Here is an 18,533-nt window from a genome sequence, read left to right on the forward strand (position 1 = left end):
CCCCAGAGAGGTAACGCCATGAATCAACCTGAGTATCCGGATTTATCGACGGGATACGCAATTATCGCTTGCTTTAATTTAAGTATTTCAGGTTGATTGAGCGTTTCTTTTTCCAATAGCTCTTGCGCAGTTTGATTCAGCAAACCACGATTGGATTGAAGTATATTGAGCGCACGTTCCAGAGCTTGATCAACCAGCATACGAATCGCAACATCGATCTTATTAGCAGTTTCTTCACTATAATTGCGGCTTTGTGGCATAGGAACATTGGGTTGTAGAAATACCGATTGCTCCCGGTCATACGCCACGTTACCCAATGCCTCGCTCATGCCATACCTCAGCACCATGGCGCGCGCAATATCGGTGACACGCATTAGATCATCTGCCGCGCCGGTAGAAACTTCGTTAAACACGATCTGCTCGGCTGCGCGCCCTCCCAGCAATACCGACATTTTATTTTGCAACTCCACGCGAGTCATCAAATAGCGGTCTTCGGTAGGACGTTGAATGGTGTAACCCAGTGCGCCGACACCCCGCGGGATAATGGATACTTTATGAATCTCGTCGGTGCCCGGTAACGCCAACGCCACCATCGTATGTCCAAGCTCATGAAATGCCACTACACGGCGTTCATCGGGGTTCAGCAGGCGGTTACGTTTTTCCAATCCTGCCACAATGCGCTCAATGGCATTATTAAAATCCGCCATCGTAACCGATGGCGCGGCACGCCGGGTTGCTAACAGAGTCGCCTCGTTGATAAGATTAGCCAGATCCGCTCCGGTAAATCCCGGCGTCAGCGCTGCAACCTCTTCAATTTTAACGTCGCTGTGCAGCTTCACTTTTCTTGCATGGACATTAAGAATTTGTTCCCGCCCGATTTTATCAGGACGATCCACCAACACCTGGCGATCGAACCGTCCGGCCCGCAACAATGCCGGATCAAGAATCTCCGGTCTGTTGGTCGCTGCCAATAGCACGATGCCGCTGCTGGAATCGAAACCATCCAGTTCCGCCAGCAGTTGATTGAGGGTTTGTTCCTTTTCGTCATGCCCGCCACCCAATCCGTAGGCACCGCGTGCCCGCCCCAATGCATCCAGCTCATCAATAAAAATTATTGCCGGCGCCATCTGCCTTGCTTGTTCAAACAAGTCGCGCACCCTGGCCGCACCCACACCGACAAACATTTCTACAAATTCCGATCCGGAAATGGAGAAAAACGGTACACCCGCCTCACCCGCCACTGCGCGTGCCAGCAATGTTTTTCCAGTGCCTGGCGGCCCCACCAGCAAAATACCTTTCGGTGCCCGTCCGCCTAAACGGCCATAATCCACCGGGTTTTTCAAGAAATTGATAATTTCTACCAATTCCTCCTTGGCTTCATCGACACCCGCCACATCATCGAAAGTAACCTTGGTTTCCTTTTCCACAAACACTTTGGCGCGGCTTTTACCGATCGACATCAATCCGCCTCCCATACTGCTTCCCATGCGGCGAATCACAAATAACCAGATTCCGACAAAAATTGCTGTCGGCACAATCCAGGACAATAAATCACGCAGCCAGGTGCTTTGTACCACACCGGTATAAACCACATGATATTTATCCAGAATTTCCGCTAATTCCGGCTCCACCCGCGTCGTAACGAAATCCTTATATCCATCCGCGTGCTTTTCTTTCAATGTTCCGAAAATCTGATTCTCGGTAATTGCGATCTCGGCTACCTGCCCCTGCTCCAGCAAATGCTGGAAACGACTATAGGGAATGGGTTCAACTTGAGTATATTGCTTATACAAATTCTGCACTAACAGCAAGCCCAATAGTGCCATGGTAATAAACCAGAAATTAAGATGCGTTCTTCTGTCCATTGATTAATTCCGAAATTGGGTTGGAAAATTTATCTATTACACCGTTACAAGCGACATTATAAGATAATGCAGCTCCGCACAAGTTTCAGCTCCGCAACCCGATGAATTGTGACGATCAGAGTTAGAAACGCCAGTCTAACTGCAGACCACCGATATTGATTTGCTCGGAAAACTGACCGGAAAGAAAATCCCCCGTTACACCCCTGCGACTGATCGAAGGACTGTCCATAAACAGATGCGCATATGCACCATGAATGGAAATATTATTCCGAACTGCATAAGTAAAGCCAACAGTCAACCAATAACGATCGCTATCGGGAATTCGAGGCGATCTGTGCTGTGCATTGGGAACCGGCGTTTGATCATAAGCAAATCCTGTTCGCCATATCCATTTATGGGTTGCGGAAAAATAATTAACTCCGAAAGCATAACGCCACGTATCGTTCCATTTAAGATTTTGCACATCATCGGATTGCGATGAGGAGAAATTCGTTCTGAGTTCTCGAACCAAGCTCCAATGCGTCCATAAAACATCCGCGGAAACTTCCCAGCGCGGATTGAGATGGTGCGAGAAACCGAATAAGACCGAGTCCGGCAAAGTCACTGGTGTAACCGCATGCGTATCCACCAAAATATTTCCTTGCGTCAGCGCAATGGCTTTATCCGGTATCGTAAAATTTGCATTCCCTTTCACGTCATGAGCAACGCGGGAACGATAACTGACGCCGAATCGAGTATCAGGAGTCAGCGCGTAGAATGCGCCCAGATTGTAGCCAAAACCGACGCTATCGCCCTTGAGCGAAACATGCCCATCCGCGGCTTGCGGCGCAATTCCCTGACTCAGGCATGGCAATGCGCCCTGCAATAAAAAACATGCCGGCCCCAGATCAATTGCGTTGGTTAATTTGGCTCGCAGGTACTGGACATTAAAACCGGCACCTAAAGAAAATTTTTCGGTCAGCTTGAACGACATAGACGGATTAAAGTTAATCGTCAGAATTTCTGAATCAATGGCCTGGTAACGCCCTTTCCAGTCCGAATCATAACTATTGCGCATGCCATAAGGTATATTAAATCCAAAACCAAAGGCTACGCGGTTTGACAACTCCTGCACATAATAAAAATTCGGAATGAAAACCGATTGCCCGGCATCTCCGCCATTCCCGCCCGTAAGCGGCGCGTTACCTAGCTGCGAAGCGCTATTATGAAAAGTCGCAGACGGTGCGATATAGTAACTCGCGGCAGAAATCAATTTACCGCGCACCTGACTCATCGCAGCCGGATTAAAGAACACCATACTGCCATCACCCGTATTAGTGGGCGCGCCAGAGAACGCTTGACCCAGTTCCTTGACACTGTGTTCCATCACAGCAATACCGGCACCGGATACCGGCGAAGAAACCGCGAGTAAAATAAACCCGGTGCACAGAAACTTCCAATAAAATAAACCTTCTGCAATACGTCTCATATTAATGAGCATACTCCCGTAATTTTTCTCCAGTGCCTTACCCGCCATGTCGCACTATAGAAGCTTACTTTATTTCAAAAAATATTAAGCCCAATTTTTTGAGTATGGATATAAGAATTCTCTGACATGTAACGCAATGAATATTTATATCTTTCACGCACTCCGCATTTTGCCATAGAAAACCGCATATTTACTCACCGATTTCAAGTCGCTGAGAAGCGATGCACCCTCACTCGAAACTACGCTTGCACAATCATCGTAACCATTCAGCAATACTCCAAAAATCTCCATTATCTTCCTGCAAAAAAGCCTTATTATATGATGTCAGGATCCAATTAATCACAATGTGAATTCCCAATCTCCCCCTCCCAATCGTTCTGGCGCATTACTGGCGGAACAAATCAAGCTGACTTATCAGCAAGCTCCTAAGGCATTATTTGTCACATTGATTGTTGCCACCATGCTAGCTTATATTTTTTGGGGATTGGTCGGAGAAAACTGGCTTCTAGGCTGGCTGGCGGCAATTTATGTCCTCACTCTCGGCAGGTTTCTGATGGTCAAAGCCTATTTTCGTAAAATGCCATCCGCTGCCGAATCAGTAACCTGGGGGCGGCAATTTTTTATTAGCATACTATTAGCAGGGATACTGTGGGGTTCTGCCGGGAGCATTTTTTTTGTTGCCGATAGTGCCATTCATCAACTGTTTCTGGCCTACTTACTAGGCGGCATGATTGCAGGCGCAATGGCAACCTTATCATCGTATAAAGGCGCCTTCTTAGCTTTTTCGGTACCTGTCGCGCTTCCTTTCACCTATCAGGTCATCATGCACGAAAGCGATATTCAGATGATCATCGCGCTGACTTATTTGCTGTTTGTACTTACCATGAGCAGAATTTCACACCAACTGCATCAGACAGTCACGGATTCGTTAAAATTCCGTTTTGATAACGTTGAGCTGCTAAAGCGCCTGATTCAAACCAAAAACCAACTGGAGCAGCGAGTAGCGGAACGCACCGAAGCGCTCACCATAACCAATGATATCCTGCATCAGGAAAAAGAGCTGTTTCAGATCACATTGGCAAGCATCAGTGATGCAGTCATCACCACGGATACCCATGGAAAAATCACTTTCCTGAATCCAACTGCGGAAATATTTACCGGTTGGAGCAATGCGGAAATGCACGACACATCGCTACAGAACGTATTCAATATTATGGACATAGCCACCCATAAACCGGCCCCGGACCCATTGATAGATCACTTAAACGAGCTTGAAAATTCTTCCAGGTACCGCGAATGTATACTGATCCATAGAGACAAGAAAGAATACATCATTGATTACGCCGTAGCGCCGATTCAAGACGAACAAAAACATATGATTGGTGCCGTGATAACGTTTCGCGACGTGACGGAACAACGCAAGTTGACGTTGAAACTTGCCTACCAAGCTGCACATGACTCGTTAACCGGTTTGCTCAATCGTAAGGAATTCGAGAATCGCCTCAGCAAAATCCTGACATCCATACGCAAAAATGACATGCATGCGCTGCTGTATCTTGATCTCGATCAATTCAAAATTATCAACGACAGTTGCGGCCATAGTGCCGGTGATAAATTGTTGCGTCAAGTAACCGCATTATTGCATTCCAAACTGCGCGCAAGAGACACATTGGCACGTCTTGGCGGTGATGAATTCGGTGTTATTCTCGAGCACTGCCCTAGAGATCAAGCGCTACAAGTAGCCGACACATTACGTGAGCTGGTGCAAAATTTCCGTTTCCAATGGCGGGGAAAAACTTTCACTATTGGTGTAAGCATCGGATTATTTCCGATCACTCATGAGAATCAAGGTCTCGAGCATGCACTCAATGCAGCTGACAGCGCTTGTTATGCCGCCAAAGAACAAGGACGCAATCGAGTACAGATATATCAATCCGTACCTCATCTGCAAGATTCTGTCGAAATGCAACAATGGTTGCCGCGTATTCAGAATGCCCTGACAGAGCAACGTTTTCAGCTTTATTATCAACCAATCCAATTAATCTCGCCGGAGCACACGGAACAGGAACAACATGGTGAAATTTTGTTGCGCCTGCAAGATGAGAATGGTCAATTGATTATGCCCGGAGCATTTCTACCTGCCGCAGGGCGGCATGATCAAATACTGCTAATCGATCGCTGGGTGGTGCAACGATCACTACAGCTCATAAAAGCGCATGCAGCACACACAACCAATGCAATCTACACCGTCAATATATCCGGACAAGCACTTGTAAGCGGGGACTTCCTTGATTTCACGGTAAGCAGCATCAAAGCCAGCCAGTTGGATCCCGCCTGTATCTGTTTCGAAATTAGTGAACAGACTGCGCTGAATGACTTACAGCATGTTGTACGTTTTGTCACTACCTTGAAAGAATTGGGCTGTCGCATTTCCATCGATGATTTTAGCAGCAACTTATCATCGTTCAGTTATTTGAAAGATATTCCGCTTGATTATCTGAAAATCGACGGGCGATTGATCAAAAATATGCTTACTGATCCGATCAACCAGGCAATGGTTGAATCGATTCATCACATCGGCCATATCATGCGGCTTAAAACAATCGCCGTGTGGGTGGAAAATGATCAAACACTGCAAATTCTGGAAAATATCGGTGTCGATTATGTACAAGGCTTCTGGGTGGCTGAACCCACACCTCTTAATGCGGGCTTACCCTCAACTGACAAAAAGGCTCAGGGATAATCTCCAACCCGCTTTCCTTTCTGCATTACTATACGCCTATGAACCAACTGATGATGGGTAAACTATATTGAAGGTAATGATTCCAAAGACGGTTTCTAGTTATAGATAAAGCAGTATTCGAGGTCATTAGCACGTACTTTTTTAACGCACTCAATGATTTCTAAGAATATAATTTTATTAATATAAAATTATATTCTTGGGAGAGGGGGAACCGCGAAATGGCCTTAAACCATTAACTGGCATAGCTTATATAACTATAAATTAAAAAAATACCGTCATAAGTACCGTCAAATTCTACTGTTGAGTATCATGTAAGGGGGATGAGTGCGCCCAATTATTGGTGTTAACGTTAACTAAAGCTTAGACTAGCGGTATTTTATTTAAAACACCTAAAACTATCATCCGCCCCTGACAAGAAATATCCCCCTACCAGAATCATAAACTATCCATAAGCGCGTCATAACGTGCAAGCTTTGCTGCATTAGTAAGTCCAGGTTTAATCGGTTCCACTTTGCACAGTTCCAATACTTTAAAGCTAGCCGCTAATCTATCCTTGGGTGATAGCCCTTCATCATTCAGTGAATCTTCAATTGTTTTTAGTGCCCGCCCGCACAAGCTTCTTAACCGCTCAGAATGCGCCGCTTTGATGTTTGTAAGATATTGATTCAATGCTGCGCGAAACTCAGGGTCTGCACGCCAAACACTCACTGTTTTTGCCGTTATTTTCAAGGTTTCCGCTATTTCTTGACACATTTTTCCCTGGGCCAGCAATAAAATTGCTTGTTCCTGTTTTTCGTTCATTTTTAACATTCCTTAACTTTTATTTACTTATAAACTTCTTCATTAATCTGTGATTTATTGCCATCTCAACTAGATTGCAAATGAAACACTATACACAGGATAGTGTTTGATGTTTTTGAGGGTCAAAACGCTATATAGTGTTTATTTCTTTTCCCTTGCCTTTGGAAGTCATGATCTGTACGAATGATCTACCGGTATATTTTGCAGGCTGGTGTTTTTGATTAATCCCCAACAATTGCGCATAAGGTAGCGGATCATTGTGAATAGCATCACGCACACATGGCCAAATGAGTGACTTAATCACTGGATCAATCGCTAAGACGGCCAATATCTGTCTTTCGAGGGATTCTTTAGTTTTTCCATTCATTCGTTTGGCATCATTCCTACTAAGGCCATAATACCCTGCAACTTCTGCATGAAACACGTTAATCAAACGGGTTAAATTACCAATGCCCCCCATGATCTTATTGCCTTGCATTTTGTTATTCAGTAACGGCAAAATTAAGGCGTGCGCATGAGGTGCGCTTTCATCTAAATGGACATCAAAAGATAACAACACCCCCGGCACATGCCGTTTAACCCATTCCAAGCAATCTCTAAAGAAAGGCCTTGTGTCTTGCTGGTGTCGATCAATGGGCAGGCTAAAAATTATTTCAATGCCCATTACTTGATTGGTACGTGTTTGATCTATCCCAGCCTGTAACAGTAAAACTTTAGCATGACGATCAATCGATTCGGCACTATCCGATGTTGTCAATGAGTAGTTTAATGACGTTCTGAGTGCATCAATATTGGCGCCAGCGGCACGTTCAGCCTGTAGCGTGCGTTTATTATGTTTCAATGCATTCAGTACGCCATTTTTCCCCTTAACCTTACCTAGCCGTAATAAATGGCTTGCTGCCATCTTTCAACCTTCCGCAAGCCTAGATAAGTACAAATAAATAGACCATAACTCGTTTATACTCTGGGAAGGTATATCAGCGCCCATCCCCAGATAAGAAAAACGCACCAGCAGCATTTCCAGACGTTCCAGCCATCTTTCATTCATGATCTACCCCGCTATGTAAGACATAGCAACCAACACGATGCTTATCACCATTTTCAGCCTCAATGACTTGCCACACTGTTTCGATAAAAAACCCTTTTTGCCTTAATTGCAATATTCGTGCTGGTGGGTGGTAGACGCCCAATCCACGACTGGCTTCATAGGTGTTGATACTGAACAGATGCAAGGCTCGCAATAATCGGGTACATTGCTGTTTTGCGTTATCGCCGGTAAACTGCTGGTTGATTTCTTTAAAAGCCACTTCTTTATGGGGTGGTATTTTTTTGTTCATATTAAGCCCCTTGATTGCCGGTGATCGCTAACGCTGCGCGAAGCTCACCAACATTCCAGCAAGTGGTACGAGGGGATAATTTTCTGGGCCTAGGTATGCGCCCGGCATTTACACCACGCCATACACTGGCAGCAGAACAGGCGTATAAGGCTTGTACGACTGGTTGCCTCACATTGGCAGTATCAGGGAGCTGATCGAAGTTTTTGAGAGCTTCAGGGATTGAGGTTTGAATTGCTTTCATACGATATTTTCCTGTAGTTGTGGATTGCAGGTAGAATCATAAGAAAATCAATTTTTACTTCCTATATGGCATAGTTAAGAAGTCAAAATAAGGGTATTAAAAATAACTTTCTTTGCTTTGCCCTATCTTATCGTTTAGCTTAGTTTTCCTTTTTGAGTGGAAACCGTTTCCAACAACTGCTGTATCGCCTTTTTTATGTACTTGATCTCTTTAAATTTTAAACTTTTCCAATCGTTTAACCTAAGGCTTTTTAATTCAGCTCTTTCTCTTAAATTGGAAAGTTCATTTTGAATTTTTTTCAAAGAAATTTGAATATTTCTACTCTCAAGCCATTTTACAGCCATACGCTCAGCATCAGATCGGTTCTTCGCTGACCATTGGCGCAAAAACTCAATTCGACTTTTCAAGTAATCTATTTCATCAGCTTTATATTCCAGTGCTATTCGTTCCGCATTAGCACGAGTTATTGCAAGAGAAGCTATTTTTATTTGATTTTCTAGCCAATCAGGGCTTTCCAATTCATGTAACTCATTCTCTAATTGCTTTACTTGTTCGGCATTTTCTAGAAAACCGAATACAATACTTGCTATTGCCCCTTGGTTTAAATGACGGCGATTCATATTACAGAAAGTTTTTGGCGGTCTATGGTTTGGCCGAACAGTACCGCCAAGAAGCAGTATCAATTCATCACACTCGTTAGGTGTTAGGAATCTCGGTTCATTTTTTAAAGCTCTTAATTTGCGAAACCATTCACGTTTAGTTGTCATTTTATAAAATATTTATCTATTAATCAGTCCCTTAAATTCATCACCTTAGCACCTATCGCCAATTCATCCAGATAATCCGCCCACCAGCACATCATTTCTTTGCGTTTAGGCAAATGTTCAGCGTAGTTATAAGCAGCTACTACTTTGTTTCGTTCCGCATGAGCTAATTGCCTTTCAATCGCTTCATGCGGCCACCCATGCTCATGCAACAGTGTGCTGGCCATGCTGCGGAAACCGTGTCCGGTCATTTCATCTTTTTCATAGCCCATGCGCCGCAAGGCTGCATTGATGGTATTTTCAGACATTGGCCGGGCACTGCTGCGTATGCTGGGAAAAATATATTGACCATCACCGGTTAAAGGATGGATGGATTGCAGAATCTCGATAGCTTGCGGTGACAGGGAGATAATGTGCGCTTCACCCATTTTCATTTTATTTCCTGGTATACGCCATTCTTTCTTGTCAAAGTCGATTTCTTGCCATTCTGCTTGTCGGAGTTCGCCGGGTCGCACAAAAACCAATGGCGCAAGCTGTAATGCACATTTAGTAATGTAAGAACCATTAAATCCCCGGATTGACCGTAGCAATGCGCCGATGGCTTTAGGGTCGGTTATGCTGGCATGGTGTTTGACTTTGACCGGTGTCAGTGCCCCTCTTAAATCGCCGCTAGGATCGCGTTCAGCGCGTCCGGTGGCTACGGCATATCTAAACACACTCGCCCCGCATATTCCCGGCAACGTTGAGCTTTTTCATGCGCTCCACGGCTTTCTATCTTGCGCAATACCGCCAGTAAATCCGGTGCGGTAATATCTTTTATAACGCGGTTGCCTAGCCAGGGAAAAATATCTTTTTCCAAATAGCGCTTGATATTGTTTGCAGTCGATTCTGCCCATGTTTTGCTGGTTTTGGTGTGCCATTCCAGCGCTACAGCCTTGAAAGTATTTTCTGCCGCAGTGCGTGCAATCCGTTTATTGATGGCTTTGACCAGTGATGGGTCAATATCTTTTGCAAGCAATTCACGCGCTTCTTCCTGGCAGCAACAAGAGAAACAGTTGGGTAGACACCGATAGCCAAGGTTTTACGCTTGCCCACAAACCGATAATCCATGCGCCAATATTTACCAGTAGATTTCACTAATAAATATAGTCCACCGCTATCGCTAACTTTATAAAATTTATCTCTTGGTTTAGCGTTTCTTATTGCGGTATCGGTAAGCATTTGACGGTATCTCGCATGACGGCATCAAAAAGTACCGACAAAAATACCGTTAAATCGACGGTATGTCAAAATATCTCACGATATCTCTTGATACGATCATTTCTTAAAAATATTATTAATTACAATGGATTTGATACGATATGAAGCTTACTGAAAATCTTTATTGGTGCCGAGAGGGGGAATCGAACCCCCATGATGTTACCATCGCGGGATTTTGAGTCCCGTGCGTCTACCAATTCCGCCATCTCGGCCAAAACATTTTACTGTTCTTGAACAAACAAGAAAGCGCGATTATCACTGAAAACTAGGTGTACAGCAAGCATCATGGGGGAAAATGTACTAATGGAATGGGCACCCGCTACCCTAAATGACATCGATGCACCAAAGTAAGGGGTATTCCAGAATTACGTAACTAGTGCTGTGATTCAATAAAACCGGATACTGAAGTGGTGACCATGTCACTTCCGCGCCGACTAATAAACCGCATTCCAGCGCAAGAGATAGCATGACAAATGAATTTCATTCTTGATATGCTTCAAGCTAAGCTTGATGGCTTGCATACATCGGCCAATAGACCAAGCTCAGAAGCTTTTTCAGAGAAAAAAGCTGAGGTACATATGATAGACTCGCATCATCACCCTAAATACAAAATAGCAATAATAATATGTCTGGCAATACATTCGGTACGCTTTTTACTATCACCTCATTTGGCGAATCACACGGCCCAGCAATTGGTTGTATTGTGGATGGATGCCCACCAGGCTTAACTATCAGCACCGAAGAGATACAACTTGAATTGGACCGGCGTAAACCCGGCACGTCGCGTCATGTCACGCAACGGCGTGAATCCGACACGGTTGAAATTCTATCCGGTGTGTTTGAAGGACAAACTACGGGTACGCCCATTGCTTTACTGATACGCAATGAAGATCAGCGCAGCAAGGATTATAGTAAGATCATGGATACCTTCCGTCCCGGCCATGCTGACTATACCTACTGGCAGAAATACGGCATCCGCGATTATCGTGGCGGTGGCCGCGCATCGGCGCGTGAGACTGCAGTGCGTGTTGCAGCCGGTGCGATTGCAAAAAAATGGCTGTACGAGAAGCATGGTATTATGATCCGCGGTTATATGGCGCAGTTGGGACCCATCGAAATTCCATTCAAATGCTGGGAGGATATCAGGCAGAATCCCTTCTTTGTTGCAGACAGCAACTATGTCGATCAATTGGAAACGTTCATGGATCAATTGCGTAAATCCGGCGATTCGGTGGGTGCCAAAATCAGCGTAGTGGCGCAGGGTGTTCCAGTCGGCTGGGGCGAACCGGTATATGATCGACTGGATGCCGAAATCGCCTACGCCATGATGAGCATCAATGCAGTAAAAGGCGTTGAAATCGGCGCAGGTTTTTCCAGCGTAACGCAAAGAGGCACCGAGCATTCGGATGAGATGACACCGAATGGCTTTTTAAGTAATAATGCCGGCGGCATCCTCGGGGGTATTTCAACCGGCCAGGACATCGCTGTTCATATTGCGATTAAACCGACATCCAGCATTCGTCTCGGACGACATTCAATTGACAAGAACGGCAATCCGGTTATCGTCGAAACGCATGGCCGGCATGATCCTTGCGTTGGCATCCGCGCTACCCCGATTATCGAAGCTATGCTCGCCCTGGTATTAATGGATCATGCTTTGAGGCATCGCGCGCAAAATGCCGATGTACAGTGCAAAACACCCAAAATTCCCGGCACTGCAAATGCAATAGAAAAATCTGTGATGACATCTCAAGCACCGTCGAGAGAAGACCCAGAACCTGAAGAAGATGTCTAGGCACTAACAACATGATAAAAACCTTGTTATCAAACAAGGTTTGGATATTGCTTAAGCTGAGTATTTCCTACCGCTGCAAACTTAATTCTTAACAGTATCGTGTCATTGCAGACTCTTTACTCTGCTGATTCTCAGCCAACTCTCGTCCTAGGAGACGGAGAATTAACCCATAGAGATTTAAAAGTATCGCATCATTCATTGCGATGCAAAACTTCCTATATCGATATTGCTAGTGCAAAAAGGATATATATCCTATCGCTCAAACTGAAAACATAGTACTAGTGTACTAGAAGAAAAGGAGCTATCTCTTATTACGTTCGAGAGATTCTCAGATTATCTTACAGATGGCTATGCAGAAGTATTTCTTCATGTAAATTTAAAAAATAACTAAGAAAAACAAATTATCTGCAAGTCACTACACACCAATTTCATTTCTCTCTGCAAACACGCAGCCTCATTAAATCCGCTGCAAGTAAACAGGGCATATTATTGACACGTGTAGATGAAATAACAAACTTTAATGCAACTTTTCTTCTTCTTATGGGAGGTTTTATAATGCGTATTATACCTATGATGGCTTTACTTGCGCTGGCGAGCGGGCCGGTCGCAGCGGCATCCTGGCAAATCGGTGACAATGATGGTTATGGTGCCGGTATTTGTGACAACTGCCAGCACCCGTTCAATGGCTCCACCGCAAACTATGATGGCCGCAGTGCTGCAGAAATGATAGCAACCGATGGTACACAATACACCGATACCTATAGCACTACCCATCCCGGCTTCAGTCCACATGGATCAGAAACCGTAGCAACGTTCAGTTTCACAGGATTAGGCAATAGTTGGACGGTCGGTCATCTGGAAATCGACATGGCTGACTTTCAAGCTTCGATAGGTGGTTCAGTAATCACTACATTTAACGGCATTGCACAAGACTTTGCCTACGATGACGGATTCCCGAACACATTTATTCGTTTCTATACACTAACCGGCTCGGTGGTTGATTCGATCAACGCTACGGGTGAACTGGTTATTACCATCGATCGCAATAGCTCCGGTGATTTTTATGGCTTTGACTACTTAAAACTCAGTGATATCGCAGCACCAGTACCAGAACCAGAAACTTATGCCATGTTGCTTGCTGGTCTCGGCTTACTTGGCTTTGCTAATCGCCGCCGGATGCAAAATCCGGTTGCATAATCCAGAAACTTAAGTATTGCTCAGAGAAGCCCGCTGAAGCGGGCTTCTCTTTATAAGACTGGATATTAAGCTTAAGTATGTATTTGCTCATCTACGCTTACACTTCAAAGTGATTTAAGGTACTCAACAAGATCGAGCCGTTGCTCTTTGGTCAAGGCTGGAAGGAACACCCCATCAGGCTGGGGCATTCTTCCGGAGGCGAACTCGTGACCGCCATTATTGTTACCCCAAATATGTGTTCGAAACAGAAAGCCATCATAATCGGTCGATTTTAATCCAACTTTTACTGGATCAAACTCGCGCGATCCCACCATAAATTCATCAGGACGATATTCTCCTTCGGCAGGATCACCAGGCCGCCATTTGGGCAGAAGCAAATCATACAAAGTTGGAACAGAGCCATTATGCAAATAAGGCGCAGTCGCCCAGACGCCATTGAGCGGACGAGCTTTATAAGCCAAGATTGAAGCAAAAGGATTGCCGGTTGTATCGGGAGTATAATCGCCGCGTTTCAGGGAAGATTGCACTTCGTTATCAAAAAATGTATACGCAAAATCCAGCGATCGTTCAACCCACCTACGTACAAACCATTTATCCGGATCAGGCGTCGTTACCACATTGCGCGTAGCTGAAGTTAATAACGCTGCCGCTGGCGCTTGGGGTTGCAGCAAAAGATTACCTGTACTGACACCGACATATTGATTCCGCAGAATACCGCTATAGCCGGCATACTCAATACCGTTGGTGGCCATCTTAGAATCCGTTCCAATAGACGAAATACCAATCATTTTAGCCACAACACGACGATCCGGATCAATGCGGTCAATGTGCCCGTGACAGGATGCGCAATATCGGGAAAATAGCTCCGCACCTTTAACCATTCGTGCTCTATCGATCTTAGGTAGAATATGCTCGGGCCATTGCGGCGAGGTTAGTTTGCGCAGATGCTTCTCCACCCGACGCAAATTTCGGATATCGATGGAGGACTGGAAATCAATATGTTTTGGGCCAAATCCTTGTCCGCCAATGACTGAAGACAACGTGAAGCCATCTCTTTCCTGCCAATCCAGCGTGCCAAATACGCCAATCATTTGGCCCGCATTCCTGGCCATAGGACCTAATCCGCTGTTGTCGACCCTACCATTCCATTGAACGTAGTCATGTTGCGGTATATCCCACAGAAACGGATAACTGACTGGCGCATCGGCCGGATTATAAATTCTGTTGCGCAGCCGGATGATCTGCTTGCTGGTCAAATATACCTGAATCCTTTCAATAATATGATCGCGATTTGTACTGCTGAGAACAGGTTCCGCATTTGACATTACCTCAGCCAGCTCCTCCGTGGTCAGAATCTCGGTGAGCAGCTCGCGTAATTGTTGCGCGCTCATAATATGCTCAAGTACACGATTATAGATTCTCCCAAATGCATCCAGTCGTGCATAGCCGTAGCGGGTTAATGGCCGTGTGGTATCTCTGGGAACATTGACGATGGTATAAGCTTTGATTCGCTGTGCGTATTTTTTAAGATCACTTAATACATCCTCCTGATTCTTAAATTTACCCTGTTTCAATACGTTAACAACGAACCGATCACGTTTTTCCGAATTCTTCAGGGTGGCATACAATGCGTCTGCCAAATCAATCATAAAGGTTTCCATATCCGAATTTGCCGGACCACCATCAATGCGGATTCCTGCGCCCAGGTAATTGAGTTGAGTCGTATGGCAGGCTGCGCAGGTAAATCCCATAAATGCTTTGCCTTGGTACTCATCTCGCACCATGCCCACTGGCAAACCATCCGGATTGCTTATGGTTGGGCGCTGCGGCAAATAACCATAACGATCAATGTTTTGATTATTGCGAAATAAATCAGATGAATCAGATTGCTCGAGTACCAAAAAAAAGCTGTAGGGTAATAAATTAGAGCCTTGCGTTGTACTATAAAACCACAAGCTGTCAGACGCCGACCAACCTTGATCAAGATAAATTGTTTGAAAAAATTGATCGCCAAATTTATCGGTACCGCTCGAAATAGCGCCACGGCCAGGATCATTATCACGAAATTCATACAGTCTTAGCACTACTCCTGCCAATAGCCAAATAACTGCCGCCACGCCACATACAAGCAGGAATAATTTGATCCGCTGTAAAAAATAATTGAGCAACATTAATTTATCCAAATTTACTATCTGTTCAGCAAGCATTCAGGAATGCTCTGTTTAAATCACGCACAACTGGAAAATCAGCTTACTACAGTTTCTTTAAAGTAATAAAATGAGGCTTTATGATGACTGATTTTTGTATTAGCTCATTATAAATTTCAATATAAAATTGGGCTATTGCGAATCAATTTCGATGTAAATAATCTGGAAATAATTGTAATAAATTTAAGTGAATCGTGATTAAATTGCCCTTTGCTTTGCACCTGTCAAAGGATTAATCAGAGTTTCCTTCTTAAATACCCCCTGACAAGATATAAATTAAAGGATTCTATGCGAATTTCCCGAGTTAACCTTTTATTACTGAATATAAGCTTAATATTTTCTTCGATAACCTTAGCACAACCCACGGTTCCCCTTCCAATTGGAGCTGATTCATTAAGACAGCCTGAGCATTCATCACCATCTGCACATGAATTGCCTCCATCAATGGCACCATTCAAGAGTGACTTGCCAGGACTGCAAGTACCTATGCCAACGAGAGAAACACAAGGGCCGGTTGTACTTTATACGATTGAGGAACTACAACAATTGGGTTTACAAGCCAATGGCCTGGTGCTCGCAGCGCGTTCACAAGTTGGTATGGCCAAAGGTGGAGTAATTGCCGCTACAGCGTATCTCAACCCAGAAGTCATGTTCATGATGGGCCCCATGGATCGACGACTGCCGGAAGTCGATACTGGACCAGCAAACAGTCAACGCTCGATCACCGTTATCCAGCCGATTGAAAATCCTTTTATGCGCAGTGCACGTATCGCTGCATCGGAAGCCATCGTCGATGCCAGCAAGGCTAGTTTGGGCCAAGTCAGTACCGATCTGGCCGCACTATTGCGCGTTCGTGCTTATGAGTTATTGTTGCGGCAAGATCAGGCTGCCTTGGAGCAAAATATTTACGATTTGATAAACACCGTACGGCAACGCATTGCAGTCAACGTCGAACACGGTGAACTTGCCCGCTTTGAACTCATACGTGCAGAAACTGAATTACAAAGCGCGGCAAATCGCAAGGAAGCGGCAAAACTTAATGCGGAACGTGCAAAGATATTTTTGATGCAATTAACCGCAGGAGCGTTACCGGCAAATTTTCAAATTAAAGGATCCTTAAAGGATCCGATCGATCTTCCATCATTGGAAGAGCTGCGCCGCCAAGTACCTATCGTCAATCCGGATATAGTTCGTTTAGAAGCGGAACAAGAGCGCGCCAATCAACGGATCAGCCAAGAACGCGCTTCTATATTGCCATCTGTCAATGTAATGTATACCAATTATCAGGATCAGCAATTTAACTCCAATACTGCCGGACTCAGCGTCAGAATTCCGATCTGGTATCGCCGCCGTGGTGAAATCGATACGGCTATCCATGATTCCGCTCGAATTCGAGAATCGCTCGAATATCGCCGTTACGAAATGTCCCAATTATTCGAAGCAGCGTGGCAGGCTTATCAAATTGCTCAGCAGCGGGTAACGATGTTCGAGGGTGGTTTAATCAAGGAAGCGGAAAATGCAGTGAGAGTAGCGGAGGCAGCTTACAAATTTGGTGAACGTACTTTGATCGAGTTTTTAGATTCACAGCGTATTCTTAGAGGAATTCTTTTTGACTCTCTGCAAGCTCGCTTTGAACTCCACTCAGCGGTTGCCGAAATCGATCGTTTACGCGCATATTACCCCAAGGAGTTAGTTGCAGAATGAAAATTATTTACTTGATCTTTAGTTTCTTATTTATATCCACATTACTGCTGGCAGGCTGTAGCAGCACATCCGACGAACAAGTTATCAAGCAATCCGATGAAGAACGCGATATCAATACCATTATCGTCCGTCCTGAATTGATCGACCGATTAAAAGTCGGCAATCCATCCTTAATTGATCTTGCCGATAAAATACTGGTACCCAGCCGGGTTCAAGTCGATGAGGAAAGAACAGCGCAAATTGGTTCTTACGTTACCGGACGTATCATTAATTTATTTGTCATCCTGGGTGATTATGTCAAAGCGGGGGAACCGCTGGCCCGCATCACCAGTCCGGATTTAACGCAATCGCAATTAGCTTATCTCCGCGCTGCCTCACGTGTCGTAGTCACTCAAAAATCGATTGATCGCGCGCGTCATTTATTAGCCGCCGATGCTATCCCGGTTGCCGAGGTGGAACGACGCCAATCCGAACTGGAAATTGCCCAGGCTGAACTGGGCGCAGCCAGTGATCAATTGCGACTGTTTGGTATGAATGAGGCCGAAATAAAGGAATTATCCAAAAAAGGAAAAATTCTTCCATGGCTGGACATCAAAGCCACCCGGGAAGGATACGTCATTGCGCGTAATGTGATTGTAGGCCAAGTTGTACAACCTTCCGACCCGCTCTTTCAGATTGCTGATCTCTCTTATGTCTGGGTCGTTGGCGATGTGCCGGAACAAATTGCGCGCGACGTCAAATTGGAACAACATGTAGAAATCAATGTGCCCGCGATAGGCGGCACTGATTTCGATGGCGTCATAATATTTGTTTCGGACACCGTTAATCGCCTGACCCGCACTGTCATGACCCGGGTAATGGTGGAAAATCCGGAACGGAAATTGAAGCCGGATATGCTGGCCAATATGCACATCACCGACACGCAGCTTAAAACCCTGGTTGTTCCGGAAGCAGCTATCGTTCGCGAACTAAATCAGGATTATGTTTTTGTCGCCGTCAGCAATAATCAATTTCAGCGCGTACCTGTTGAACTGGGCCCTGAAGTGGCCGATTTCCGGCCTGTGCTCGATGGGCTCACAATTGATCAGCGAATTGTGATGGAAGGCGCTTTTCATCTGGATAGCGAGCGCAAGCTGGCTGAATTGGAATAA

17 protein-coding genes and 1 tRNA gene are annotated in these 18,533 nt (G+C 45.0%); 5 read left to right on the top strand and 13 right to left on the bottom strand.

Annotated elements, in window-relative coordinates; translation table 11 throughout:
• Positions 1 to 23 precede the first annotated feature (23 nt).
• Together ftsH and C4S39_RS02785 are read right to left on the bottom strand one after the other, a co-directional pair.
• Positions 24 to 1,865 (bottom strand): ATP-dependent zinc metalloprotease FtsH, encoded by a 1,842-nt coding sequence (gene ftsH, locus C4S39_RS02780; protein ID WP_103965534.1) that lies wholly within the window; start codon positions 1,863 to 1,865, stop codon positions 24 to 26.
• 121 nt (positions 1,866 to 1,986) lie between these two features.
• Positions 1,987 to 3,333, bottom strand: coding sequence for an OmpP1/FadL family transporter (locus tag C4S39_RS02785; RefSeq protein ID WP_103965670.1), 1,347 nt, complete (start codon positions 3,331 to 3,333; stop codon positions 1,987 to 1,989).
• A gap of 346 nt (positions 3,334 to 3,679) precedes the next feature.
• Between C4S39_RS02785 and C4S39_RS02790 the strand changes: the two genes are divergently transcribed.
• Complete coding sequence (locus tag C4S39_RS02790; RefSeq protein WP_103965535.1) at positions 3,680 to 6,076, top strand: EAL domain-containing protein; 2,397 nt, start codon at positions 3,680 to 3,682, stop codon at positions 6,074 to 6,076.
• 435 nt (positions 6,077 to 6,511) lie between these two features.
• Here the strand turns inward: C4S39_RS02790 and C4S39_RS02795 are convergent, their stop codons facing one another.
• From C4S39_RS02795 to C4S39_RS02825, 10 genes are all read right to left on the bottom strand, one after another.
• Positions 6,512 to 6,877, bottom strand: coding sequence for a LuxR C-terminal-related transcriptional regulator (locus tag C4S39_RS02795; RefSeq protein ID WP_103965536.1), 366 nt, complete (start codon positions 6,875 to 6,877; stop codon positions 6,512 to 6,514).
• A gap of 130 nt (positions 6,878 to 7,007) precedes the next feature.
• Positions 7,008 to 7,781 (bottom strand): plasmid recombination protein, encoded by a 774-nt coding sequence (locus C4S39_RS02800; RefSeq protein WP_103965537.1) that lies wholly within the window; start codon positions 7,779 to 7,781, stop codon positions 7,008 to 7,010.
• A gap of 3 nt (positions 7,782 to 7,784) precedes the next feature.
• Positions 7,785 to 7,925, bottom strand: a complete 141-nt coding sequence (locus tag C4S39_RS15220) for a hypothetical protein (protein ID WP_181023735.1) — start codon at positions 7,923 to 7,925, stop codon at positions 7,785 to 7,787.
• On the bottom strand, positions 7,918 to 8,214 hold the full coding sequence (locus C4S39_RS02805; RefSeq protein ID WP_103965538.1) for a helix-turn-helix domain-containing protein: 297 nt from the start codon (positions 8,212 to 8,214) through the stop codon (positions 7,918 to 7,920). Before C4S39_RS02805 ends, C4S39_RS15220 begins: the two co-directional genes overlap by 8 nt.
• 1 nt (position 8,215) lies before the next feature.
• A complete protein-coding gene (locus C4S39_RS02810; protein ID WP_103965539.1) occupies positions 8,216 to 8,455 on the bottom strand; it encodes a helix-turn-helix transcriptional regulator in 240 nt (79 codons plus the stop codon).
• Between the two features lie 134 nt (positions 8,456 to 8,589).
• Complete coding sequence (locus C4S39_RS02815; RefSeq protein WP_103965540.1) at positions 8,590 to 9,222, bottom strand: hypothetical protein; 633 nt, start codon at positions 9,220 to 9,222, stop codon at positions 8,590 to 8,592.
• Between the two features lie 23 nt (positions 9,223 to 9,245).
• The gene (locus C4S39_RS15660; RefSeq protein WP_258039254.1) at positions 9,246 to 9,935 is read right to left on the bottom strand and encodes a tyrosine-type recombinase/integrase; all 690 of its coding nucleotides are present in this window, start codon (positions 9,933 to 9,935) and stop codon (positions 9,246 to 9,248) included.
• Positions 9,917 to 10,237, bottom strand: a complete 321-nt coding sequence (locus tag C4S39_RS15665) for a tyrosine-type recombinase/integrase (protein ID WP_258039255.1) — start codon at positions 10,235 to 10,237, stop codon at positions 9,917 to 9,919. Before C4S39_RS15665 ends, C4S39_RS15660 begins: the two co-directional genes overlap by 19 nt.
• Positions 10,147 to 10,440, bottom strand: coding sequence for an Arm DNA-binding domain-containing protein (locus tag C4S39_RS15670; RefSeq protein WP_258039256.1), 294 nt, complete (start codon positions 10,438 to 10,440; stop codon positions 10,147 to 10,149). The genes C4S39_RS15665 and C4S39_RS15670 overlap by 91 nt, the downstream gene beginning before the upstream one ends.
• Positions 10,441 to 10,604: 164 nt before the next feature.
• A tRNA-Leu gene (locus C4S39_RS02825) sits at positions 10,605 to 10,691 on the bottom strand.
• A 413-nt stretch (positions 10,692 to 11,104) separates the two neighbouring features.
• Here C4S39_RS02825 and aroC point away from each other — a divergent pair.
• Together aroC and C4S39_RS02835 are read left to right on the top strand one after the other, a co-directional pair.
• The gene (gene aroC / locus C4S39_RS02830) at positions 11,105 to 12,274 is read left to right on the top strand and encodes a chorismate synthase (protein ID WP_103965541.1); all 1,170 of its coding nucleotides are present in this window, start codon (positions 11,105 to 11,107) and stop codon (positions 12,272 to 12,274) included.
• A 555-nt stretch (positions 12,275 to 12,829) separates the two neighbouring features.
• Positions 12,830 to 13,471 (top strand): PEP-CTERM sorting domain-containing protein, encoded by a 642-nt coding sequence (locus C4S39_RS02835; protein WP_103965542.1) that lies wholly within the window; start codon positions 12,830 to 12,832, stop codon positions 13,469 to 13,471.
• 104 nt (positions 13,472 to 13,575) lie between these two features.
• Here the strand turns inward: C4S39_RS02835 and C4S39_RS02840 are convergent, their stop codons facing one another.
• Positions 13,576 to 15,642 carry a di-heme-cytochrome C peroxidase gene (locus C4S39_RS02840; RefSeq protein ID WP_258039257.1) on the bottom strand — a complete coding sequence of 689 codons (2,067 nt, stop codon included), beginning with the start codon at positions 15,640 to 15,642 and terminating at the stop codon, positions 13,576 to 13,578.
• Between the two features lie 480 nt (positions 15,643 to 16,122).
• On the opposite strand from C4S39_RS02840, the gene C4S39_RS02845 reads away from it, so the two are divergent.
• Positions 16,123 to 17,382: a TolC family protein gene (locus tag C4S39_RS02845; RefSeq protein ID WP_308457298.1), complete on the top strand. Its 1,260-nt coding sequence runs from the start codon at positions 16,123 to 16,125 to the stop codon at positions 17,380 to 17,382.
• Positions 17,379 to 18,533 (top strand): efflux RND transporter periplasmic adaptor subunit, encoded by a 1,155-nt coding sequence (locus C4S39_RS02850; RefSeq protein ID WP_103965545.1) that lies wholly within the window; start codon positions 17,379 to 17,381, stop codon positions 18,531 to 18,533. The genes C4S39_RS02845 and C4S39_RS02850 overlap by 4 nt, the downstream gene beginning before the upstream one ends.

Origin of the sequence: Nitrosomonas ureae, assembly GCF_900108305.1 — a bacterium.
Classification (GTDB): domain Bacteria; phylum Pseudomonadota; class Gammaproteobacteria; order Burkholderiales; family Nitrosomonadaceae; genus Nitrosomonas; species Nitrosomonas ureae_B.